Below are 17,664 nucleotides of genomic sequence, written 5' to 3'. Positions count from 1 at the left end.
GCGGGCGGGAGGGCGGCGGACCGGACGGCCGACCGAGTGTCCGACCGGGCGGCGGACCGGACGGCGGGCCGGACCCGGACGACGGGCCGGACTGCGGGCCCGACTGCGGGTCGGGTCGGGTCCGTCGGGCTGGTGGAGTCCGTCGGGCTGGTGGAGTCCGGCGGCCGGGCGGCGCGGCCACGCCGTCCGCGCGTGGCCCGGCGTCCGCGCCCCGGCGGGAGGTCCGGTCGTGAGGATCGTCTTCCTGCTGCACAACGCGTACGCGATCGGCGGCACCATCCGCACCACCTTCAACCTGGCCGGGGCGCTCGCCGACCGCCACGAGGTGCGGATCGTGTCGATGATGCGGCACCGGGAGCGGCCCCGGTTCGCCCTTCCGCCCGGGGTCGGGCTCGTCCCGCTGGTGGACCTGCGCCCGGGCCACGGCGACACCGGGCTGGCCGAGTACGCCGAACCCGCCCGGGACTTCCCCGTCGAGGACAAGCGGCACCACCAGTACAGCCGTCTGGTGGACCTGCGGGTCCGCGCCTTCCTGAAGCGCTGCGACGCGGACGTCGTCATCGGCACCCGGCCGGGGATCAACGTCTACCTGGCGCTCTTCGGCCCGGCCGACGCCCTGCGCGTCGCCCAGGAGCACCTGCGGCACGACGCGCACGGCAAGCGGCTGCGCGGGGTGCTCGCCCGGCACTACCGCACCCTGGACGCGCTGGTGACGATGACCGAGGCGGACGCCGCCGTCTACCGGGCGCGGATGCGGCTGCCGGGCGTCCCGGTCGTCGCGGTCCCGAACCTGGTGCCCGACCCGGGCGTCACCCCGTCCGACGGTTCGGCGAAGGTGATCGCCGCGGCGGGGCGGCTGGCCAAGGGGAAACGGTTCGACCTGCTGCTCGACGCGTTCCGGGTGGTCAGCGACAAACGGCCCGACTGGCGGCTGCGGATCTACGGGGGCGGGGCCGGACGGGAGCGGCTGCAACGGCGCATCGACCGGCTGGAGCTGGCGGACCGGGCGGTGCTGATGGGGCCGCGCTCCCCCATCGAGCCCGAGTTCGCCAAGGCGTCCCTGCTGGTCAGCGCCTCCGACGCGGAGTCGTTCGGGATGACCCTGGTGGAGGCGATGCGCTGCGGGGTGCCGGTGGTCAGCACGGACTGCCCGTTGGGTCCGGCCGAGATCGTCCGGGACGGGGTCGACGGGCGGCTGGTGCCGGTCGGCGACGCCGACGCCCTGGCCTCGGCGGTGCTGGAGCTGATCGACGACGACGCGGGGCGGCGGGCGATGGGCGTCGCCGCGCTGGAGGGGGCCCGGCGGTACGACCCCGGGCCGATCGTGGCCCGCTACGAGGCGCTCTTCGCGGAGCTGGGCACCACCCGCACCCGCCGGGGCTGGCAGCGCACCCGCGCCCGGTACACCGCCTCCCTCCTCCGCAGACGGCGGACACTGGCGCGGAGGGTACGAAGGGTGCGGAGGCTGGGAGGGCTGCTGCGGGGGCTGGGGCCGCAGATGCCCCTGGGACTGCGGTGGACGCGGGGCGCGCGGTGGGCGTGGAGGCTGTCAGGGTCCCGGGGCACGCGGGGTCCCCGGGAGCGCTGACAGCCGGGGTCGGTCCGTCCGGACACCGGTCCGTCCGGCGGATCGACCCGCCCGGGCATCGGCCCGTCCGGCGGATCGACCCGCCCGGACACCGGCCCGTCCGGACGGGGATCCTCCCGCCCGGACGTGGGTCTTCCGTCCCGGACGCGGTGCTTCCCGCCCGGACGGGCGCCGCTCACCTGGGCCGGAGGGCGGCGAGCTGCTGTTCGAAGGGGACGAGTCGGTCCCTCAGGGAGCCCGTCCCGAGCGGTCGGTCCTCGACGGAGCCGACCGTCCTCGGGGCCGCGCCCCCGCCCGTGCCGGGGGCGCCCCGGTCCTGCGGGGGCACCGTCCCGGCGGTGGCCGGGGTCCGGGGCGCCACCAGGGCGGCCAGCTCCCCGGCGGCCCGGTCGACGCGTTCGGCGAGCCCTTCCGCCCCGAAGTCCTCGGAGGCGGCGTACACCCCGGTCGGGACGACCACGGCCCGCAGATAGCCGAAGAGCGGGCGCAGCGCGTGGTCGAGGACCAGCGAGTGGCGGCCGGTGCCGCCGGTGGCCGCGATGAGCACCGGCTTCCCGGTCAGCGCGTCCTTGTCGATCACGTCGAAGAACGACTTGAACAGACCGCTGTAGGAGGCCGAGAAGACCGGCGACACCACGATCAGCGCGTCCGCGTCCGCCACCGACCCCAGGGCCGCCTCCAGGGCGGGCCCGGGGAAGCCGGTGACGAAGTTGTGCGCGATCTCGACGGCGAGGTCCCGCAACTCGACGACCTCGACGTCCGTCCCCGGCGCGCGCCGTACGACCGACTCGGTGAGGCGGTCGGCGAGCAGCCGGGTGGACGAGGGGACGCTCAGTCCCGCGGAGACGACCACCAGCTTCACGCGCTCCTCACCTCCTCCTGCTCCTTCTGGTCCTCGCGGTCCTCGGCGTTCCGGGCGGCGAGGCGGGTGGCGTGGACGGGCGCCTCCGGGACGTTCGCGGGGCGGTTCCTGGCGAACTCCTCGCGCAGCACCGGGACGACCTCCTCGCCGAGCAGGTCGAGCTGTTCCAGGACGGTCTTCAGCGGCAGGCCCGCGTGGTCCAGGAGGAACAGCTGGCGCTGGTAGTCGCCCGCGTACTCGCGGAAGGACAGCGTCTTCTCGATGACCTCCTGCGGCGAACCGACGGTCAGCGGCGTCTGCTGGGAGAACTCCTCCAGCGACGGGCCGTGCCCGTAGACGGGCGCGTTGTCGAAGTAGGGGCGGAACTCCCGCACCGCGTCCTGCGAGTTCTTCCGCATGAACACATGGCCGCCGAGACCGACGATCGCCTGTTCGGCCGTGCCGTGCCCGTAGTGGGCGTAGCGCTCGCGGTACAGCTCCACCATCCGCTGGGTGTGCTGCTTGGGCCAGAAGATGTTGTTGTGGAAGAAGCCGTCACCGTAGTAGGCGGCCTGCTCCGCGATCTCCGGCGAGCGGATGGAGCCGTGCCAGACGAAGGGCGGCAGCCCGTCCAGCGGGCGGGGCGTCGAGGTGAACGACTGGAGCGGCGTACGGAACTTGCCCTCCCAGTCGACCACGTCCTCCCGCCACAGCCGGTGCAGCAGCGCGTAGTTCTCGATGGCGAGCGGGATGCCCTGCCGGATGTCCTGGCCGAACCACGGGTAGACCGGGCCGGTGTTGCCCCGGCCCATCATCACGTCGACGCGGCCGTTCGCGAGGTGCTGGAGCATCGCGAAGTCCTCGGCGATCTTCACCGGGTCGTTGGTGGTGATGAGGGTGGTCGAGGTGGAGAGGATCAGGTTCTCGGTCCGGGCGGCGATCCAGCCGAGCATGGTCGTCGGCGAGGAGGGGACGAACGGCGGGTTGTGGTGCTCGCCGGTCGCGAAGACGTCGAGACCGACCTCCTCGGCCTTCAGCGCGATGGCCGTCATCGCGTTGATCCGCTCGTGCTCGGTGGGGGTGCGTCCGGTCGTCGGATCCGGAGTGACATCCCCGACGGTGAAGATCCCGAACTGCATGGCTGCTCACCCTTCGGAGGTTCTGATGGTTGATTCTTCAACTACATCGATCAGAACCGTACCCCACGGCGAGGTATTCCCGCACCCCGGGCCCGCCCGGGTCGCGACCCCGGGCGGGCGCCTTCCGGCCACCTCAGCCACCGCCCCTCCCCCGTCCCTCCCGGGCGCCACGGAACCGGGACGGCCCCGGTGGGCGCGCCTCCGCGTCCACCGGGGCCGTCCCGGTTCCGGTTCCGGCCGCCGTCACGCGGTCCCGGGGGCCGGTGGGGTCCAGCCGGGGTCGCGTCCCGTCACGGCGAGCAACCGTTCGAACGGTCCGGCCCCCTCCGGCGGGTCCACCGGCTCGCCGAACATCCCCATCGCCCGGGCGGTGGGCGCCATCCCCGCCACCGCGCCCTCCAGCACCCGGACGACCCCCGCCCCGTCCGGATCGGGGTCGAACGGCGCGCCGACCGCCCGAGCCAGGTCCCATCCGTGCACGGCCAGGTCGAGCAGGACCATGGAGCCCACCGTCCGCGCGGGCAGGTCCATCGCCCCGGTGGTGCCCTCCTCCGCGCCGGGCAGCGACCACGCCCGCACCAGCTCCGTCACCGCCCCGGCGAACCCCTCGCGCCAGTCGGGGCCGACGGCCACCCGGTCGGGCGTCGCCGAGAAGTCGGACGGCTTCTTGAGGGCCAGCTCGCGGAACTGCGTCACCACGTGGAACAGGTGGTTCACCAGCTCCCGGACGTCGTAGTCGGCGCAGGGGGTCGGGGCGTCGAGCGTCCCGGGTTCCTTGGACCGCCCGGGTTCCCCGGACCCGCCGGGGGCCCCGGGTCTCCCGTCGGGGAGCGCCCGGACCAGTGCCACGGCCTGTCGGCCTGCGGAGGCCAGCAGGGCGCCCAGCGGGGGTCCGGCCGGGACGGCGCCGGGGAGGGGCGGGGCGGGCCGGGCGGAGCCCGGGAGGGGAGCGGGTCCGGAGCCCGGGGCGGCGTGGGAGCCACGGTCGGCGTCGGGGACGGCGGCCTCGGGGACGGCGGGGGCCTCGGGAGCGGGTTCGGAGCCGGAGCCGGAGCCGGTTGCGGGTTCGGCGTCGGAGGCGGGTTCGGAGCCGGGCGCGGGGTGAAGATCACTCATAGGTTCACCGTAAGAAAGCGCCACGGCCCCGGCTTGAACAAACACGACAGCTCTGAGCGAACCCCCGCGCATACGCTCTCCCCATGCCAGCGCCACGCCATGACACCAGGGGCATCGTCAACGCCGCCGACCTGCTCAGCCGCGTACGCTTCCGCCGCCACGAGCCCGCCCCCGCACTGCGTCCGTACCTGGAGCACTACTGGCTGATCGACTGGGACCTGCCACGGCCCTACGCCACCCACGTCGTCCCGCACCCCTCCGTGAACGTCGTCTTCCAGCGGTACGCCGACCGGGAGCCGTTCGCGGAGGTGGCGGGCGTCGGGCTGGACCTGTTCACCCAGGACCTGACCTCGGTGGGGCGGGTCTGCGGCGTCCAGTTCCGTCCGGGCGGCTTCCGGCCGTTCGCCCCCTGGGCCCCCGTCGCCGAGTGGACCGGACGCCGCCTCTCCCTCGCGGCGGTCTTCGGCCCGCCCGCCCACGCCCGGGCCCCGGCGACGGTCACCGTCCCGGACGCCGTCCTCGCCCCCGACGACGACCTGGAGCGGGTGGCGGCCCTCGACGCCTTCCTCCTGGGGCTCGGCCCGGACGGCCGGGGTCCGGAACCCGATCCGCAGGCCACCCTCGCGATGACGCTGGTGGACCTCATCCGCCGGGACCGGACGATCCGCCGGGTCGGGGACTTCGCCCGGGACCAGGACCTGCCGGTCCGGACGCTGCAACGGCTCTTCGCCGGGTACGTCGGGGTCGGCCCCAAGTGGGTGATCCTCCGCTACCGCATCCACGAGGCGCTGGAGCGCGCCGAGGACGAGCGGGCGGTGGACTGGGCGGGGCTCGCGGCCGACCTCGGGTACGCGGACCAGGCCCATCTGGTCCGCGACTTCACCGCGACCGTGGGCGTCCCCCCTACGGCCCACCACGCCCCGCACTGAGACGCCGGGCCGCCCGGGGCCCGGCGACCGGCCCGCCCGGCGACCGCGCGGCGCGCCCGAGCCGGTGGGCGCGGGGGCGGCCGGGGGCCCGGGGCCGGGGGGCCGGACCTCGGTACCGGACCTCCGGGCGGGCCTGGCGGTGGAGGTCAGAAGGCGTAGACGTCGCCCGTGTCCAGCACCAGCACCTCGTGCGCGTGGTTGTCCGGGTTGGCGTCCCGCGTCCCGCCGCTCCAGGGGGTGTCCATCCGCAGGGTCACCTCGTCGGGCTCGCCCCGGAGCCGGACCCGGACCTCTACGGGTTCGCCGGGGGCGCCCGCCACCAGCCCTCCCGTCCGGCACAGCACGGAGGAGCGGCCCGCGCGGACGCACCGCTGCGGCAGGTCCTGCTCGTCCGCGAGCGGCACCGACCAGTCGAGCCGGGTCGTCGCGTCGGGGACGTCGGACGGTCCGAAGTTCTGCGGGGTGAACGTCAGGGTCACCCGTCCGGCCGCGAGGAACGCCGATCCGTGCTGGGCGAGATCGGCCTCCGGGACCTCGACGGCCGGTGCTTCGGGCGTCGGCTCCCCGGTGACCGGCACCTCGGGGGTCGGTGCTCCCGGGGTCGGCACCTCGGGGGTGGGCGCCCCGGTGGTCGGCGCTCCGGAGACGGGGTCGCCGGGCGCCGGGGCGCCGGGCGTGGGGGGAGCGGTCGTCGAGGGACCGGCCGTCGGAACGGCGGTCGTCGGGTCGGCGGCCGTGGGGGCCCCGGTGGTCGGTTCCCCGGTCACCGGGGGTTCCGTGAGCGCCGGTCCCGCCGTCGACGGCACGGTCAGGGCCACGGGCTCCGCCGCCCGCGCGGGCGGCGGAGGCGGCCAGCCCCGCGCCGTGCCGACGACCGCGCCGCACAGGACGGCGGCCGTCACGACCGCCACCGTCCTCGTCCCCCGTCCCCTCAGATGTCCGCGTGTCACACCGCTCCTCCCGCCAAGCACCGAAGCCGGTCCGGGACCGGAACCGCGACCCGGGCCGGAGCCGCGACCCGGGCCGGAGCCGGAGTCCGATCCGGCACCGGGGCGATCCGAGGCCGGACGGTCCGGCCGGGCCACCGTCGACGTCGACGTCCTCGGCCGCCCACGCCCTCCCGATGTATCCCCCGCCTCCTCCGTCCCAGGCGCCACCCAACAGGTGACGCGCCGCGGTGGCGTGGCAGCCTGGGGTCATGCTCACCGCCCGCTCCGCCCTGCTCTTCGCCGTCGCCGCCCTCTTCGAGATCGGCGGCGCCTGGCTGGTCTGGCAGGGCGTGCGGGAACACCGGGGCTGGGTGTGGATCGGCGCCGGGGTCATCGCCCTGGGCGCCTACGGGTTCGTCGCCACGCTCCAGCCCGACGCCGAGTTCGGCCGGGTGCTCGCCGCGTACGGGGGCGTCTTCGTCGCGGGGTCGATCCTCTGGGGCATGGTCGCGGACGGCTACCGCCCCGACCGGTGGGACGTGACGGGCGCGCTGGTCTGTCTGGCGGGCATGGCGGTGATCATGTACGCGCCCCGCAACGGGGGCTGAGGCGGTCGCGGCGCCACGGGGGCGGCCCGGCGGGTGCCGGGCCCGGCGTGCGTGGGTGCCCGACGGGTGACGGGGGGCCGCTCGGCGGGGGACGTCCGTACAGGTCGGCGGATGACATCCGTGCAGGTCAGAACGGGGTACGGCAAGGTCCGGCCAAGAGGCCGACGAAGTTATCCACAGGCCCGAACGGCCCGGGCCGGACCCACCTATCCTGAGTGCGGCGACGCAGCCGCGCCACCAGCCGTCCCAGGTCGAGGAGCCCCGCATGCCCCGCACGGACACCCGTTCCCTCCCCCACGGCACGCCCCCGCCCGGGCGCACGGCGGTGGTGACCGGAGCGAGCGGCGGCATCGGCGCGGCCACCGCCCGGCGCCTCGCCGCCGACGGGTTCCACGTGGTGCTGACCGCCCGCCGCGAGGACCGGATAGCCGCCCTGGCGAAGGAGCTGACCGAGGCGGGACACCACGCGACGGCCCATCCGCTGGACGTCACCGACCGCGCGGCGGTGGAGTCCTTCGCCGCCTCCCTGGAGCACTGCGCGGTCCTGGTGAACAACGCGGGCGGGGCGCTCGGCGCCGACCCGGTGGCGACGGGCGACCCCGAGGACTGGCGCCGGATGTACGAGACGAACGTCCTGGGGACCCTGCACGTCACCCAGTGCCTGCTGCCCGCCCTGGAGGCGAGCGGCGACGGCACGGTGGTGGTCGTCTCGTCCACGGCGGGGCACGGCACGTACGAGGGCGGCGGCGGGTACGTCGCCGCGAAGCACGCGGAGCACGTCCTCGCGGAGACGCTCCGGCTGGAGATCGTGGGCCGCCCGGTGCGGGTCGTCGAGGTGGCGCCCGGCATGGTCAGGACGGAGGAGTTCGCGACGACCCGGTTCCGGGGCGACCGGGAGAAGGCCGCGAAGGTCTACGAAGGGGTGGCCGAACCGCTGACCGCGGAGGACGTCGCCGACACCATCGGCTGGGCCGTCGGCCGTCCCAGTCACGTCAACATCGACCTGCTGGTGGTGCGCCCGCGCGCCCAGGCGTCCAACACCAAGGTCCACCGGGTCCGATGACTCCCGGACCGGACCGTCCCGTCTCTGGCGCCCGGGCGTCCACGCCCGGGTCCGGGTCCGTCCCGGTGCCCCCGGCCCCGGCCGGGGACACCGCCGCGGACGTCCGCCGCCGTGCCGAGGAGAAGCGCACCGAGCGCCAGGTCTGGTGGTACCTGGCCTACTTCCTCTTCGGCATCCATCTGGTGGCGTTCGTCATGATCTTCGCCGTCCGCCACGGGAAGTGAGGGACGGGGCGGGGCGCTGGCGCCACCCCGCCCCGTCCCTCCCTCATCCCTTCACGCACACGACCTGCCGCAGCTTGGCGACGACCCGCACCAGGTCCTCCTGCTGCTGGATGACCTGCTCGATCGGCTTGTAGGCGGCGGGGATCTCGTCCACCACCCCCACGTCCTTGCGGCACTCGACCCCACGGGTCTGGTCCTCCAGGTCGCGCACCGAGAACCGTCGCTTGGCCGCGTTGCGGCTCATCCGGCGGCCCGCCCCGTGGGAGGCGGAGTTGAACGACTTCTCGTTGCCGAGTCCGCGCACGATGTAGGAGCCGGTGCCCATCGACCCGGGGATGATCCCGTAGTCACCGGATCCGGCGCGGATCGCGCCCTTGCGGGTGACCAGCAGGTCCATCCCGTCGTAGGTCTCCTCGGCCACGTAGTTGTGGTGGCAGGAGATCTCCCGCTCGAAGGTGACGCCCGCCTTGCGGAACTCCCGGCGGACGACGTCCTTCAGCAGCGCCATCATCAGCGCGCGGTTGTGCTTCGCGTACTCCTGCGCCCAGAACAGGTCGTTGCGGTAGGCCGCCATCTGCGGGGTGTCCGCGACGAAGACGGCGAGGTCGCGGTCGACGAGTCCCTGGTTGTGGGCGAGGGACTGGGCGACCCCGATGTGGTGGTCGGCGAGTTCCTTGCCGATGTTGCGGGAGCCGGAGTGCAGCATCAGCCACACCGAGTCGTCCGTGGCGACGCACACCTCGACGAAGTGGTTGCCGCCGCCGAGCGTCCCCATCTGCCGGACGGCGCGGTCCTGGCGGAAGCGCACCGCTTCCGCGATGCCGCCGAACCGGGTCCAGAAGTCGTCCCAGCCCGCCGTGGCCAGCCCGTGGAAGCGGCCCGGTTCGACGGCCTCGTCGTGCATGGCGCGGCCGACCGGGATGGCCTCCTCGATCTTCGAACGGAGCCGGGAGAGGTCGCCGGGCAGGTCTCCGGCGGTCAGCGAGGTGCGGACCGCCGACATCCCGCAGCCGATGTCGACCCCGACGGCGGCCGGGCAGACGGCGCCCCGCATCGCGATCACCGAGCCGACCGTGGCGCCCTTGCCGTAGTGCACGTCCGGCATCACGGCCAGGCCCTCGATCCAGGGCAGGGTCGCGACGTTCCGGAGCTGGCGCATCGCCACGTCCTCGACGCCGACCGGGTCGGCCCACATCCGGATGGGCACCCGGGCCCCCGGAAGCTCTACGTACGACATATCCTCCCCATTCCCCCGTAAATAAAGAAAAGTCACCAAACGCAAATAACGGAGCCAAGGTCAACGAAAGGGATGACGGACCGGCGTCCACGGCCGTGCGTGCGATACACATTGTGTCGGTCGGAGCGTCCCCCGCGGCAAGCGAATAAGCCCCCTCGGTGGCCCGGGGAGCCCGCCGCGTTCCCGCGCCGTCCGGCGCGCACCGCGTCGAGAGGAGCCATCACCGTGCAGCGGAAGGCGTACGTACCGGGCGTCGCCGTACTCCTCGCGGCCCTGCTCACGGGCTGCACCGGCGGCTCCACCACGGACGACGGGCCGGAGGACGACAAACGCGGCGGACCCGGCGCGACCGCGCCCACCGCCGAGCCCGGCCGTCACCGCACCCTGCCGGAGCCCTGCGGCGCGTTCGGCCGGGGCACCCTCGATCCGCTGCTCCCCGGCGTCAAGGAGATCCCGGACGAGGAGCGGCGGGAGAAGGCGTACGAGGGCACCGCGACCGCGACGTACGACACCGACCGCCGGGTCGGCTGCCGCTGGAAGGCCGAGTCCGTCGACGCCACCCACCATCTGCTGGTGGACCTGGAACGGGTCGTGTCCTACGACGGCGAGGTCAGCGACGAGGACCGCGCCCAGGAGGTCTACGAGGCGAAGGAGGCCGAAGCGGACCTCCCGGCCCCGAGCACCGCCTCCGACGACGAGGACGAGGACGGCGCGGACGGGGACGGGGACGACGGTACGGACGGGGCGTCCGGCTCGCCCTCCGCCCCGCCTGCCTCCGGCTCCTCCTCCACCGCCTCGGCCCCCGCCGGTTCCGCCACCGCCCCCGACGGCGGGACGACGGCCAGCGGCGACGAGGACGACGCCGAGCCGCTGCCCCGGGTCCTCGACGACCTCGGCGACAGCGCCTTCGTCGACGACGCGCTCACCACCTCCGGCTCCGCCCAGCACCGCGAGGTGACTGTGGTGTTCCGCACGTCGAACGTTGTCGTGACCATCGGGTACGAGGCCCAGCCGACGCTCTCCGGTGAACGGCCGGACAGCGAGGACATGCAGGACAGGGCGCGGAAGCTGGCCGACCGGCTGGTCGAGCTGCTCAGCGAGTGACCGCCGTCCGGCCCCGGCCGGACCCTCCGCCACGGACCCGTCCCGCACCCGTTCGGCGTACCGTGACCCCTCGGACCACCCCTCAAGGCCCACCGATCCACCGCGTCACGAGCGAAGGAACCATGCACCGACCAGCACAGCGACTCACCCGCGTCCTCGTCTGCGCGGCCACCGCCACCGTGATCGTCGGCGTGGCCGGCTGCTCCTCCGACTCCGGCGACGGCGCGAAGAAGAAGGAGGAGGGGAAGCCCACCGCCTCCGCGTCCTCCAGCGCCGCGACCAAGGCGCCGACCGTCCCGAAGGCCAGGTACGCGAACCTGCCGGACGCCTGCGAGACCCTCACCAAGAAGACGCGCGGGGAACTCGTGCCGAAGGCCCGGGCCGGGTCGGCGGGCTCCTCCAACGACGCGTCGACCCGTGGCACCTGCTCGTGGAGCAGCCTCGACAACAACGGGGTGGCGGGCTCCCAGTTCCGCTGGCTGAACGTCTCGCTGCTGCGCTTCGACTCCGACCAGACCCGTGGTTCCGGGTCGAAGCTGGCCACGGAGCACCTGCTCAAGCAGGTCCGGGAGGCCCAGGCGACGAAGGACGCGCGCAAGCTCACCACCACCCCGGTCGAGGGCACCGGTGAGGAGGCGCGGCTGGTCGCGTACGACCTGAAGAAGAAGGAAGGGACCTTCAAGCACCAGACGGTGGTGGCGCGGGTCGAGAACGTCGTGGTGACGCTCGACTACAACGGCGCGGGTCTCGCGGGCGAGGGGACGCCGAGCGCGGACGTCCTCGCCTCGGCGGCCCGGAAGGCGGCCAAGGAGGCCGTCGCCGCGGTGGTGCAGGCCAACGGGAACGCCGCCGAGGGCACCGACGGGGACGCCGACGGGGACAAGGCCAAGACCTCGGACGAGGACTCCGGCCAGGGTTCCGGCACCGGCGGGAAGGCCGACGGCTCAGAGGGCAGCGGTACCGCGCCGGACCAGCCGAAGAAGAAGGGCGAGTAGTCCCGCACCATCTCACCCGTACCTCACCCTCACCTCATCCGCACATGTGTGCCACTCTGTTGCGCGCGACGGCTGTTTCCGGACGGCGGCGCGGACGCGCGGCGGCACAGCCACGTATCAGCTGTGTCAACAACGTTGCGGGCCAATGCACCTAGCGCTTCGAGAAGGTCTCTCGCCGTCCCGATGGCGTTGGTCCAGCAGGCGCCGGTACGGGTACCCGGCGCCTGCTTCAAGATCTCCGCAAGGCTTCTGGCGATCTACGCAAAGGCAGTTGAAATCGCTCGAGTGGTGTGACGATGCACGCTCGGAGCGAGGCGCCAAGCACGTGGATGGACTCGTCGAATTCGAGCGGGGGCGGCCTTCGCTTAGCGGAGTCCCCCAGGCATTGACACCGCCGACAAGCTCCACTCATTGCAGGACTTCCTCCACGAACACGGTGAGCGGCATCACAGTGCTTACGCTGCGGTAACAGTCAAGCGATGAGACGAGGGACTTCAGTCAGTCCGGATCGCCGGTAGGCCAGTGGCCGCTGATGCTGTAACCGATCATCACCATGAGCCGCCCGCTTCTCGTGGAAACCTCGCAGCTGTCCGGATGGACTGCTTCGCCATCGTCGTGCCTCCATGAGATACGTGGGGAGGCGCTCAGCCGCGACGAAGCGCTAGGACATCGACTGTTCCCGGACGCTCCGCATCGTCCCGGCCACGGGGCATGTGAGAGCCAGCGTTCTATCGACTCACACCTCGGCGACTTTTAGCCAAGTGTTTGTAATAAGATGTTCGACTGTTGCCTGACCTAATTAGGGTGACTGCCGCGCTCGACACGGATCAAGCCGAGGTCACCTGCAGCGCAAGTAACGACTACGTCCGCATACACACGGGGGAGAAGCACTGTGGCTCGACTGCCCGAATCGCAAGTCACCGCACTGGAAAGCGATTACCGCGAGAAGAGCAGGGCCTACGACCACGCCCTGGAAAATCTGAAGGCCACCCGCTTCCAGCGGCGGATGTACTACCTGGTCGCCTTCGGTTCCATGGTTCTGACCAGCCTTCTCGGCTACACGGTCATCATCGGGCTCTGGGAAGAGAAGCCGACCTTCACTCGGTGGGCAGGGCTCATCATCGTGGCAGTCTTGTGGATCAGCGCGGGCGTCATGCTGATGAAGAACCGGAAAGCTAAAGTCGACCACACGTCCGAACTGCGCAAAATGCTCGCGGAGAAGCAGAACGCCGCTGCGGCGCTCCCCCTTGACTCCGAGGCCGCGCTGCGGATCTACCGGGAGTCGACTCTTGAGCTGATGGACGCATATCGGATCAGGGCAACCCGCAACCGGCGCGTCAACAACGCGCTCCAAGCCCTCATCATCGCCGGGTCGATCGTCGCTTCAACCCTGGTCGCCATGGACCACAACGTCACCCCGCTGAACCTGGCAGCCACCATCCTCAGCGCGACGGTCGGTGTGAGTGCTGGACTGTCGGGCTACTTCAAGTTCCGTGAGCGGGGATTCAACTTGCAGTCCACCGCAGACGAACTCGAGAAGCACTACACCGCAGTCCAGTTCCACCTCGACGAGTACGAGACCGTCGATCCCTCCCTCACGCCCGAGGAGGGAGAGAAGGAAAGGCTGCGACGGTTCGCGCGTCTCGTGGAAAAGATCAAGGAAGAGCAGCGCAAGCGGGAGCTGCAGCTGGAGCAGTCACCTGAGCAACAGCGGAGCCAGGGATAGGATCTTCGTCTGCAACAGGATCATTGCAGCGCAGGGCAAGACCGCGTCCAACCTCTGCTGAAGCCACCAGTACGGGATAGCTACACTCCCAACAAACAAGCGACATAACGATCCGCATCCCGTTCCCGTTGCTACGGCAGACGGCCTGGCTGCTGACGCTGGCGACGATCGCCTTCAACGGCGCGGCGGCCTGGCCCGATCCGCTGGGCGTCGGCATGCACGCGGTCATCCCGGTGCTGTTCGTGGTCTCCGTCGAGGCGGCCCGGCACGCGATCGGACGCATCGCGGACATCACCGCCGACAAGCACATGGAGGGCGTCCGGCTGACCCGCTGGCTGCTCTCCCCGCTGCCGACGTTCCTGCTGTGGCGGCGGATGAAGCTGTGGGAGCTGCGCAGTTACGACCAGGTGATCCGGCTGGAGCAGGACCGGCTGGTCTACCAGGCCCGGCTGCGCTCGCGGTTCGGGCGGGCCTGGCGCCGCAAGGCCCCGGTGGAGTCGCTGATGCCGCTGCGGCTCGCGCGCTACGGGGTGCCGCTCGCCGAGACGGCCCCCGCGGGCCTCGCCGCGGCGGGCATCGAACCCGCCGTGATCCCGGCGGCGGTGGCCTCCGCCACCCCGTCCGCCCCCTCCGCCCTGGCGACCCCGTCCGTCCCGTCCGTCCCGTCGGTGTCGTCAGCCCCGTCAGCCCCGTCAGCGCTTTCCGGCCCTTCCATACCGACCGGTTCGTCCGTACCGGCCGGCCCGTCGGGTCCGTCCGGTCCGTCCGGTGCGTCCGGTCCGGGGACGGCGCCCGCGCTCGCCCGTGAGCCGGAGCGCCGGCTCGAAGCGCCCCGTGGGAACGGCGCCCCGGCACCGTCCGACCGGCGCGGCGCGCCCCGGCACCACCCGGACGACCACCGCGACGGTCACCCGGACGACCGGTCGCGGCAGCACGCGCAACCGCACCCGGACGGCCACCGGCCGGGCCCGGAGGACGGTTTCGGCGAGCCGGACGGCTACGGTCCGGACGGCAGCCCGTGGTTCAAGTCGTCCCCCCAGCGGCCCTACGAGGGCGGCTACGACCCCGCGTTCGAGCCGGACGAGGACCCGTGGTCCGACGGCGGATGGCCGGAGGACCCGTGGCTGGAGGACCCGGCGCGCTGGGACGATCCCGACCGGGTCCGTCCCGGATACGCCGTCCCCGAGCCGCCGCGCCCGGGCTTCCACGTCCCGGCGGGCCCGGTCCAGACCCGTCCGCTCGGCCACGGCACCGTCCCGGCACCGGCCCGCACCCGGGAGGCGGCACCGGCCCAGGACCCCGTACGGGTCGCCGGGCCGGACCCGGCCCCGGAGGCCGGTCCCGGCCACCGTGCCGACGGCGGGGCGCCGGACCACCCGGTCGACCTCGCGCGGGCGGCGGGGGAAGCGGCCGGGAGCGGTCCGGGAGCACCGGGCGACGCCCCGAGGTTCCCCGACGGGATGTCCCGGGAGGACGCCTACTACCAGGTCTTCCGCAGCGCCACGAAGGAGCAGGGCGGCATGCCGACCCCGGCCGGGTTCGGCGCCGACCTCCAGGCCACGTACGGCGCCGAGGAGAGTGACGCCGCACTCAAGCGCTACGTGAAGTCCTTCGGCGAACGGCTCAACGCCGAGCTGACCGAGGAGCACATCGCCTAGCGCCTCGCCCAGCGCGTCCCTCAGGGCCGTGCCCCGCCCTTCCTGAAGGCTGGTTCTCCCCACAGGCCCACCGCCACCCCGACCACGAGGAGTCCGGCGTACACGGCGGCGGGCAGGTCGAACCAGGTGGGCAGGAGCCCCAGCCGACGGTCCGCGACGTAGGGACCGAAGAAGCCGAGGGCGCCCTGGACACCGACGATCCAGCCGACGACGCAGAGGAATTTCTTCATGTCCTCCACGATTCCGCCGGAACCGGCCGGAATCGTCGTGCGGGGGACGGAACCGGCGCTACACCGAAAGGTGCAGCGGGACGCGGTGCGGTGCCCTGCGCGCCGCCGGGCCCCTCGGCCGGGACGCCCGGACGCCCCGCCCCGGCCACGCCACCGCACCCGCACCCGCACCCGCACCCGCACCCGCACCGCCGACGCACGGCCGACGCACGGCCGACGCACGGCCGAGGCCCCGGTGACCACGGGATTCCGTGGTCACCGGGGCCTCGAAAGCCCGGCGGGCGGACGGCCCGACGGCCGGACACCCGTACCGACCAGACCGGCAGACGGACCGACAAGCCGACCGAAGACGGACCGGCAGGCCGCCCGAAGGCGGACCGGCGGACGGACGCCCCGGACCCGCCGACGGCCGGTCGGCCGGTCAGCCGGTCAGCCGGACGACCGGCAGCAACCCGACCGGTCCGGCTCAGCCGCCGAGCAGCGTCCGCACCCGGTCCGCGCCCACCGCGAGCAGCAGGGTGGGCAGCCGGGGTCCGGTGTCCCGGCCGACCAGCAGGCGGTACAGCAGGACGAAGAACTCGCGCTGGGCGAGCTTCAGTTCGGCGGTCGGCTTGGCGTCCGGCTCCAGTCCGGCGAGGACCTTCGGCACCCCGTAGACCAGCCCGGTGAGCCCGTCGAGCGACCAGTTCGCGTCGAGTCCGTCGAGCAGCAGCCGCAGCGAGTCGCGCCCCTGGTCGTCCAGGGAGGCGAGCAGCGCGGTGTCGGGCTCCTCGCGGACCACGGTCCGGGCCTCGGCGGGCACGTGCCGCAGGATCCAGGACTCGGCCCGGTCGAAGCGGGGCCGCACCTCGTCCAGCGAGGCGAGCGGGCGCTCCGGGTCGAGGTCGCGGAGGATCCGCAGCGCCTGGTCGGCGTGGCCGCCGGTGATGTCGGCGACCGAGGCGAGGGTGCGGTAGGGCAGCGGGCGGGGGGTCGCCGGGAGCGGTCCGTCGGCGGTGCCGACGGACCGCGCGTGGGCGGCGGCGTCGGCGGGCAGCACCGAGCCGTCCGCGACCTTGGCGCCGAGCTTGTCCCACTCGTCGTAGAGCCGCTGGATCTCCTGGTCGAAGGCGATCTTGAACGACTGGTTGGGGCGCCGTCGGGCGTACAGCCAGCGCAGCAGCTGCGGTTCCATGATCTCCAGCGCGTCGGCCGGGGTGGGCACCCCGCCCTTGCTGGACGACATCTTGGCCATGCCGGAGATGCCGACGAAGGCGTACATCGGGCCGATGGGCTGCTTCCCGCCGAAGACCGCGCCGACGATCTGCCCGCCGACCTGGAACGACGACCCCGGCGAGGAGTGGTCGACGCCGGACGGCTCGAAGACGACGCCCTCGTAGGCCCAGCGCATCGGCCAGTCGACCTTCCACACCAGCTTGCCCCGGTCGTAGGAGTCCAGCCGGACGGTCTCCTCGTGGCCGCAGGACTCGCAGACGTAGGCCAGCTCGGTGGTGTCGTCGTCGTAGGACCGGACGGTGGTGAGGTCCTTCTCGCAGCCGCCGCAGTACGGCTTGTACGGGAAGTACCCGGCGGCCCCGGAGGAGCCGTCGTCCTCGGCGGCGGCGCCGGAGCCCTCGGCGGCCTCGACCTCGGCCTCGTCCAGCGGCTTCTGCTGCTTCTTGGGCGCGGTCTTCTTGGTGCGGTACTGGTCGAGGATGGCGTCGATGTCGGCGCGGTGGCGCACCGCGTGCAGGATCTGCTCGCGGTAGGCGCCCGAGGTGTACTGGGCGGTCTGGCTGATGCCGTCGTAGCTGACGCCGAGGTCGGCGAGGGCACCGGTCATCGCGGCCTTGAAGTGCTCGGCCCAGTTGGCGTGCGGGGAGCCCGCGGGGGCGGGCACCGAGGTCAGCGGCTTGCCGATGTGCTCGGCCCAGGAGGCGTCCACGCCGTCGACGCCCGCGGGGACCTTGCGGTAGCGGTCGTAGTCGTCCCACGACAGCACGTGGCGGACCTCGTGGCCCCGGCGGCGGATCTCGTCCGCGACCAGGTGCGGGGTCATGACCTCGCGGAGGTTGCCCAGGTGGATCGGGCCGGAGGGGGACAGGCCGGACGCGACGACGACGGGTTTCCCGGGGGCGCGGCGCTCCGACTCCTCGATGACGTCATCCGCGAAACGGGAGACCCAGTCGGTGGTCTCGTTGCTCTGAGCCACGATCGGCACGTCCTTCTTTCCCAGTGTTCCCAGTGTTCCCAGTGTTCCCAGTGCCCGGTTCCCGGCTCACCGCGCGCCCCGGACGA

At 73.0% G+C, this 17,664-nt stretch carries 15 protein-coding genes and 1 pseudogene; 9 read left to right on the top strand and 7 right to left on the bottom strand.

What is annotated here, in order from left to right; genetic code table 11:
- The first annotated feature begins 229 nt into the window (after positions 1-229).
- Positions 230-1,588, top strand: a complete 1,359-nt coding sequence (locus ACVWNX_RS20390) for a glycosyltransferase family 4 protein (protein ID WP_454408853.1) — start codon at positions 230-232, stop codon at positions 1,586-1,588.
- A 175-nt stretch (positions 1,589-1,763) separates the two neighbouring features.
- Here ACVWNX_RS20390 and ACVWNX_RS20385 read toward each other — a convergent pair whose 3' ends face one another.
- The 3 genes from ACVWNX_RS20385 to ACVWNX_RS20375 form a co-directional block, all read right to left on the bottom strand.
- Positions 1,764-2,450 (bottom strand): FMN reductase, encoded by a 687-nt coding sequence (locus ACVWNX_RS20385; RefSeq protein WP_454408851.1) that lies wholly within the window; start codon positions 2,448-2,450, stop codon positions 1,764-1,766.
- Complete coding sequence (locus ACVWNX_RS20380; RefSeq protein WP_454408850.1) at positions 2,447-3,568, bottom strand: LLM class flavin-dependent oxidoreductase; 1,122 nt, start codon at positions 3,566-3,568, stop codon at positions 2,447-2,449. The genes ACVWNX_RS20385 and ACVWNX_RS20380 overlap by 4 nt, the downstream gene beginning before the upstream one ends.
- A gap of 243 nt (positions 3,569-3,811) precedes the next feature.
- Positions 3,812-4,684 carry a TIGR03086 family metal-binding protein gene (locus ACVWNX_RS20375; protein ID WP_454408849.1) on the bottom strand — a complete coding sequence of 291 codons (873 nt, stop codon included), beginning with the start codon at positions 4,682-4,684 and terminating at the stop codon, positions 3,812-3,814.
- Positions 4,685-4,767: 83 nt separating this feature from the next.
- Here ACVWNX_RS20375 and ACVWNX_RS20370 point away from each other — a divergent pair, with 83 nt between their 5' ends.
- Complete coding sequence (locus tag ACVWNX_RS20370; protein WP_454408848.1) at positions 4,768-5,613, top strand: AraC family transcriptional regulator; 846 nt, start codon at positions 4,768-4,770, stop codon at positions 5,611-5,613.
- A gap of 146 nt (positions 5,614-5,759) precedes the next feature.
- On the opposite strand, the gene ACVWNX_RS20365 is transcribed toward ACVWNX_RS20370, so the two are convergent.
- Positions 5,760-6,515, bottom strand: coding sequence for a hypothetical protein (locus ACVWNX_RS20365; RefSeq protein ID WP_454408846.1), 756 nt, complete (start codon positions 6,513-6,515; stop codon positions 5,760-5,762).
- 296 nt (positions 6,516-6,811) lie between these two features.
- On the opposite strand from ACVWNX_RS20365, the gene ACVWNX_RS20360 reads away from it, so the two are divergent.
- The 3 genes from ACVWNX_RS20360 (at position 6,812) to ACVWNX_RS20350 (ending at position 8,437) form a co-directional block, all read left to right on the top strand.
- Complete coding sequence (locus ACVWNX_RS20360) at positions 6,812-7,150, top strand: YnfA family protein (RefSeq protein WP_454408844.1); 339 nt, start codon at positions 6,812-6,814, stop codon at positions 7,148-7,150.
- Positions 7,151-7,415: 265 nt separating this feature from the next.
- Complete coding sequence (locus ACVWNX_RS20355; protein WP_454408843.1) at positions 7,416-8,213, top strand: SDR family NAD(P)-dependent oxidoreductase; 798 nt, start codon at positions 7,416-7,418, stop codon at positions 8,211-8,213.
- Entirely contained in the window at positions 8,210-8,437 is a 228-nt protein-coding gene (locus ACVWNX_RS20350) for a hypothetical protein (protein WP_454408841.1), read from the top strand. Before ACVWNX_RS20355 ends, ACVWNX_RS20350 begins: the two co-directional genes overlap by 4 nt.
- A gap of 43 nt (positions 8,438-8,480) precedes the next feature.
- On the opposite strand, the gene ACVWNX_RS20345 is transcribed toward ACVWNX_RS20350, so the two are convergent.
- Positions 8,481-9,674 (bottom strand): RtcB family protein, encoded by a 1,194-nt coding sequence (locus ACVWNX_RS20345; RefSeq protein ID WP_454408840.1) that lies wholly within the window; start codon positions 9,672-9,674, stop codon positions 8,481-8,483.
- A 225-nt stretch (positions 9,675-9,899) separates the two neighbouring features.
- Between ACVWNX_RS20345 and ACVWNX_RS20340 the strand changes: the two genes are divergently transcribed.
- The 4 genes and pseudogenes from ACVWNX_RS20340 to ACVWNX_RS20325 all read left to right on the top strand — a co-directional run.
- The gene (locus ACVWNX_RS20340; RefSeq protein WP_454408839.1) at positions 9,900-10,778 is read left to right on the top strand and encodes a DUF3558 domain-containing protein; all 879 of its coding nucleotides are present in this window, start codon (positions 9,900-9,902) and stop codon (positions 10,776-10,778) included.
- 122 nt (positions 10,779-10,900) lie between these two features.
- The gene (locus ACVWNX_RS20335) at positions 10,901-11,773 is read left to right on the top strand and encodes a DUF3558 family protein (protein WP_454408837.1); all 873 of its coding nucleotides are present in this window, start codon (positions 10,901-10,903) and stop codon (positions 11,771-11,773) included.
- Positions 11,774-12,665: 892 nt separating this feature from the next.
- Positions 12,666-13,499: a DUF4231 domain-containing protein gene (locus tag ACVWNX_RS20330; RefSeq protein WP_454408835.1), complete on the top strand. Its 834-nt coding sequence runs from the start codon at positions 12,666-12,668 to the stop codon at positions 13,497-13,499.
- A 110-nt stretch (positions 13,500-13,609) separates the two neighbouring features.
- Positions 13,610-14,096: pseudogene (locus tag ACVWNX_RS20325) on the top strand (DUF2637 domain-containing protein); the annotation flags it as partial.
- A 1,081-nt stretch (positions 14,097-15,177) separates the two neighbouring features.
- On the opposite strand, the gene ACVWNX_RS20320 reads toward ACVWNX_RS20325, so the two are convergent.
- A complete protein-coding gene (locus tag ACVWNX_RS20320; protein WP_454408834.1) occupies positions 15,178-15,387 on the bottom strand; it encodes a hypothetical protein in 210 nt (69 codons plus the stop codon).
- Positions 15,388-15,853: 466 nt separating this feature from the next.
- Positions 15,854-17,587, bottom strand: coding sequence for a lysine--tRNA ligase (gene lysS, locus ACVWNX_RS20315; RefSeq protein WP_454408832.1), 1,734 nt, complete (start codon positions 17,585-17,587; stop codon positions 15,854-15,856).
- Between the last annotated feature and the right edge of the window lie 77 nt (positions 17,588-17,664).

It is taken from the genome of Streptomyces sp. JNUCC 64 (assembly GCF_054484115.1).
Note: the sequence above shows the minus strand (reverse complement) of the source record. Positions and strands in the feature narration are given on the sequence as shown.

Excerpts from the sequence above, each read along its gene's own strand:
- ACVWNX_RS20350 (WP_454408841.1), top strand. The coding sequence starts at position 8,210 with ATGACTCCCGGACCGGACCGTCCCGTCTCTGGCGCCCGGGCGTCCACG.
- ACVWNX_RS20370 (WP_454408848.1), top strand. The coding sequence starts at position 4,768 with ATGCCAGCGCCACGCCATGACACCAGGGGCATCGTCAACGCCGCCGAC.
- ACVWNX_RS20380 (WP_454408850.1), bottom strand. The coding sequence starts at position 3,568 with ATGCAGTTCGGGATCTTCACCGTCGGGGATGTCACTCCGGATCCGACG.
- ACVWNX_RS20360 (WP_454408844.1), top strand. The coding sequence starts at position 6,812 with ATGCTCACCGCCCGCTCCGCCCTGCTCTTCGCCGTCGCCGCCCTCTTC.
- ACVWNX_RS20355 (WP_454408843.1), top strand. The coding sequence starts at position 7,416 with ATGCCCCGCACGGACACCCGTTCCCTCCCCCACGGCACGCCCCCGCCC.
- ACVWNX_RS20345 (WP_454408840.1), bottom strand. The coding sequence starts at position 9,674 with ATGTCGTACGTAGAGCTTCCGGGGGCCCGGGTGCCCATCCGGATGTGG.
- ACVWNX_RS20320 (WP_454408834.1), bottom strand. The coding sequence starts at position 15,387 with ATGAAGAAATTCCTCTGCGTCGTCGGCTGGATCGTCGGTGTCCAGGGC.
- ACVWNX_RS20375 (WP_454408849.1), bottom strand. The coding sequence starts at position 4,684 with ATGAGTGATCTTCACCCCGCGCCCGGCTCCGAACCCGCCTCCGACGCC.
- ACVWNX_RS20335 (WP_454408837.1), top strand. The coding sequence starts at position 10,901 with ATGCACCGACCAGCACAGCGACTCACCCGCGTCCTCGTCTGCGCGGCC.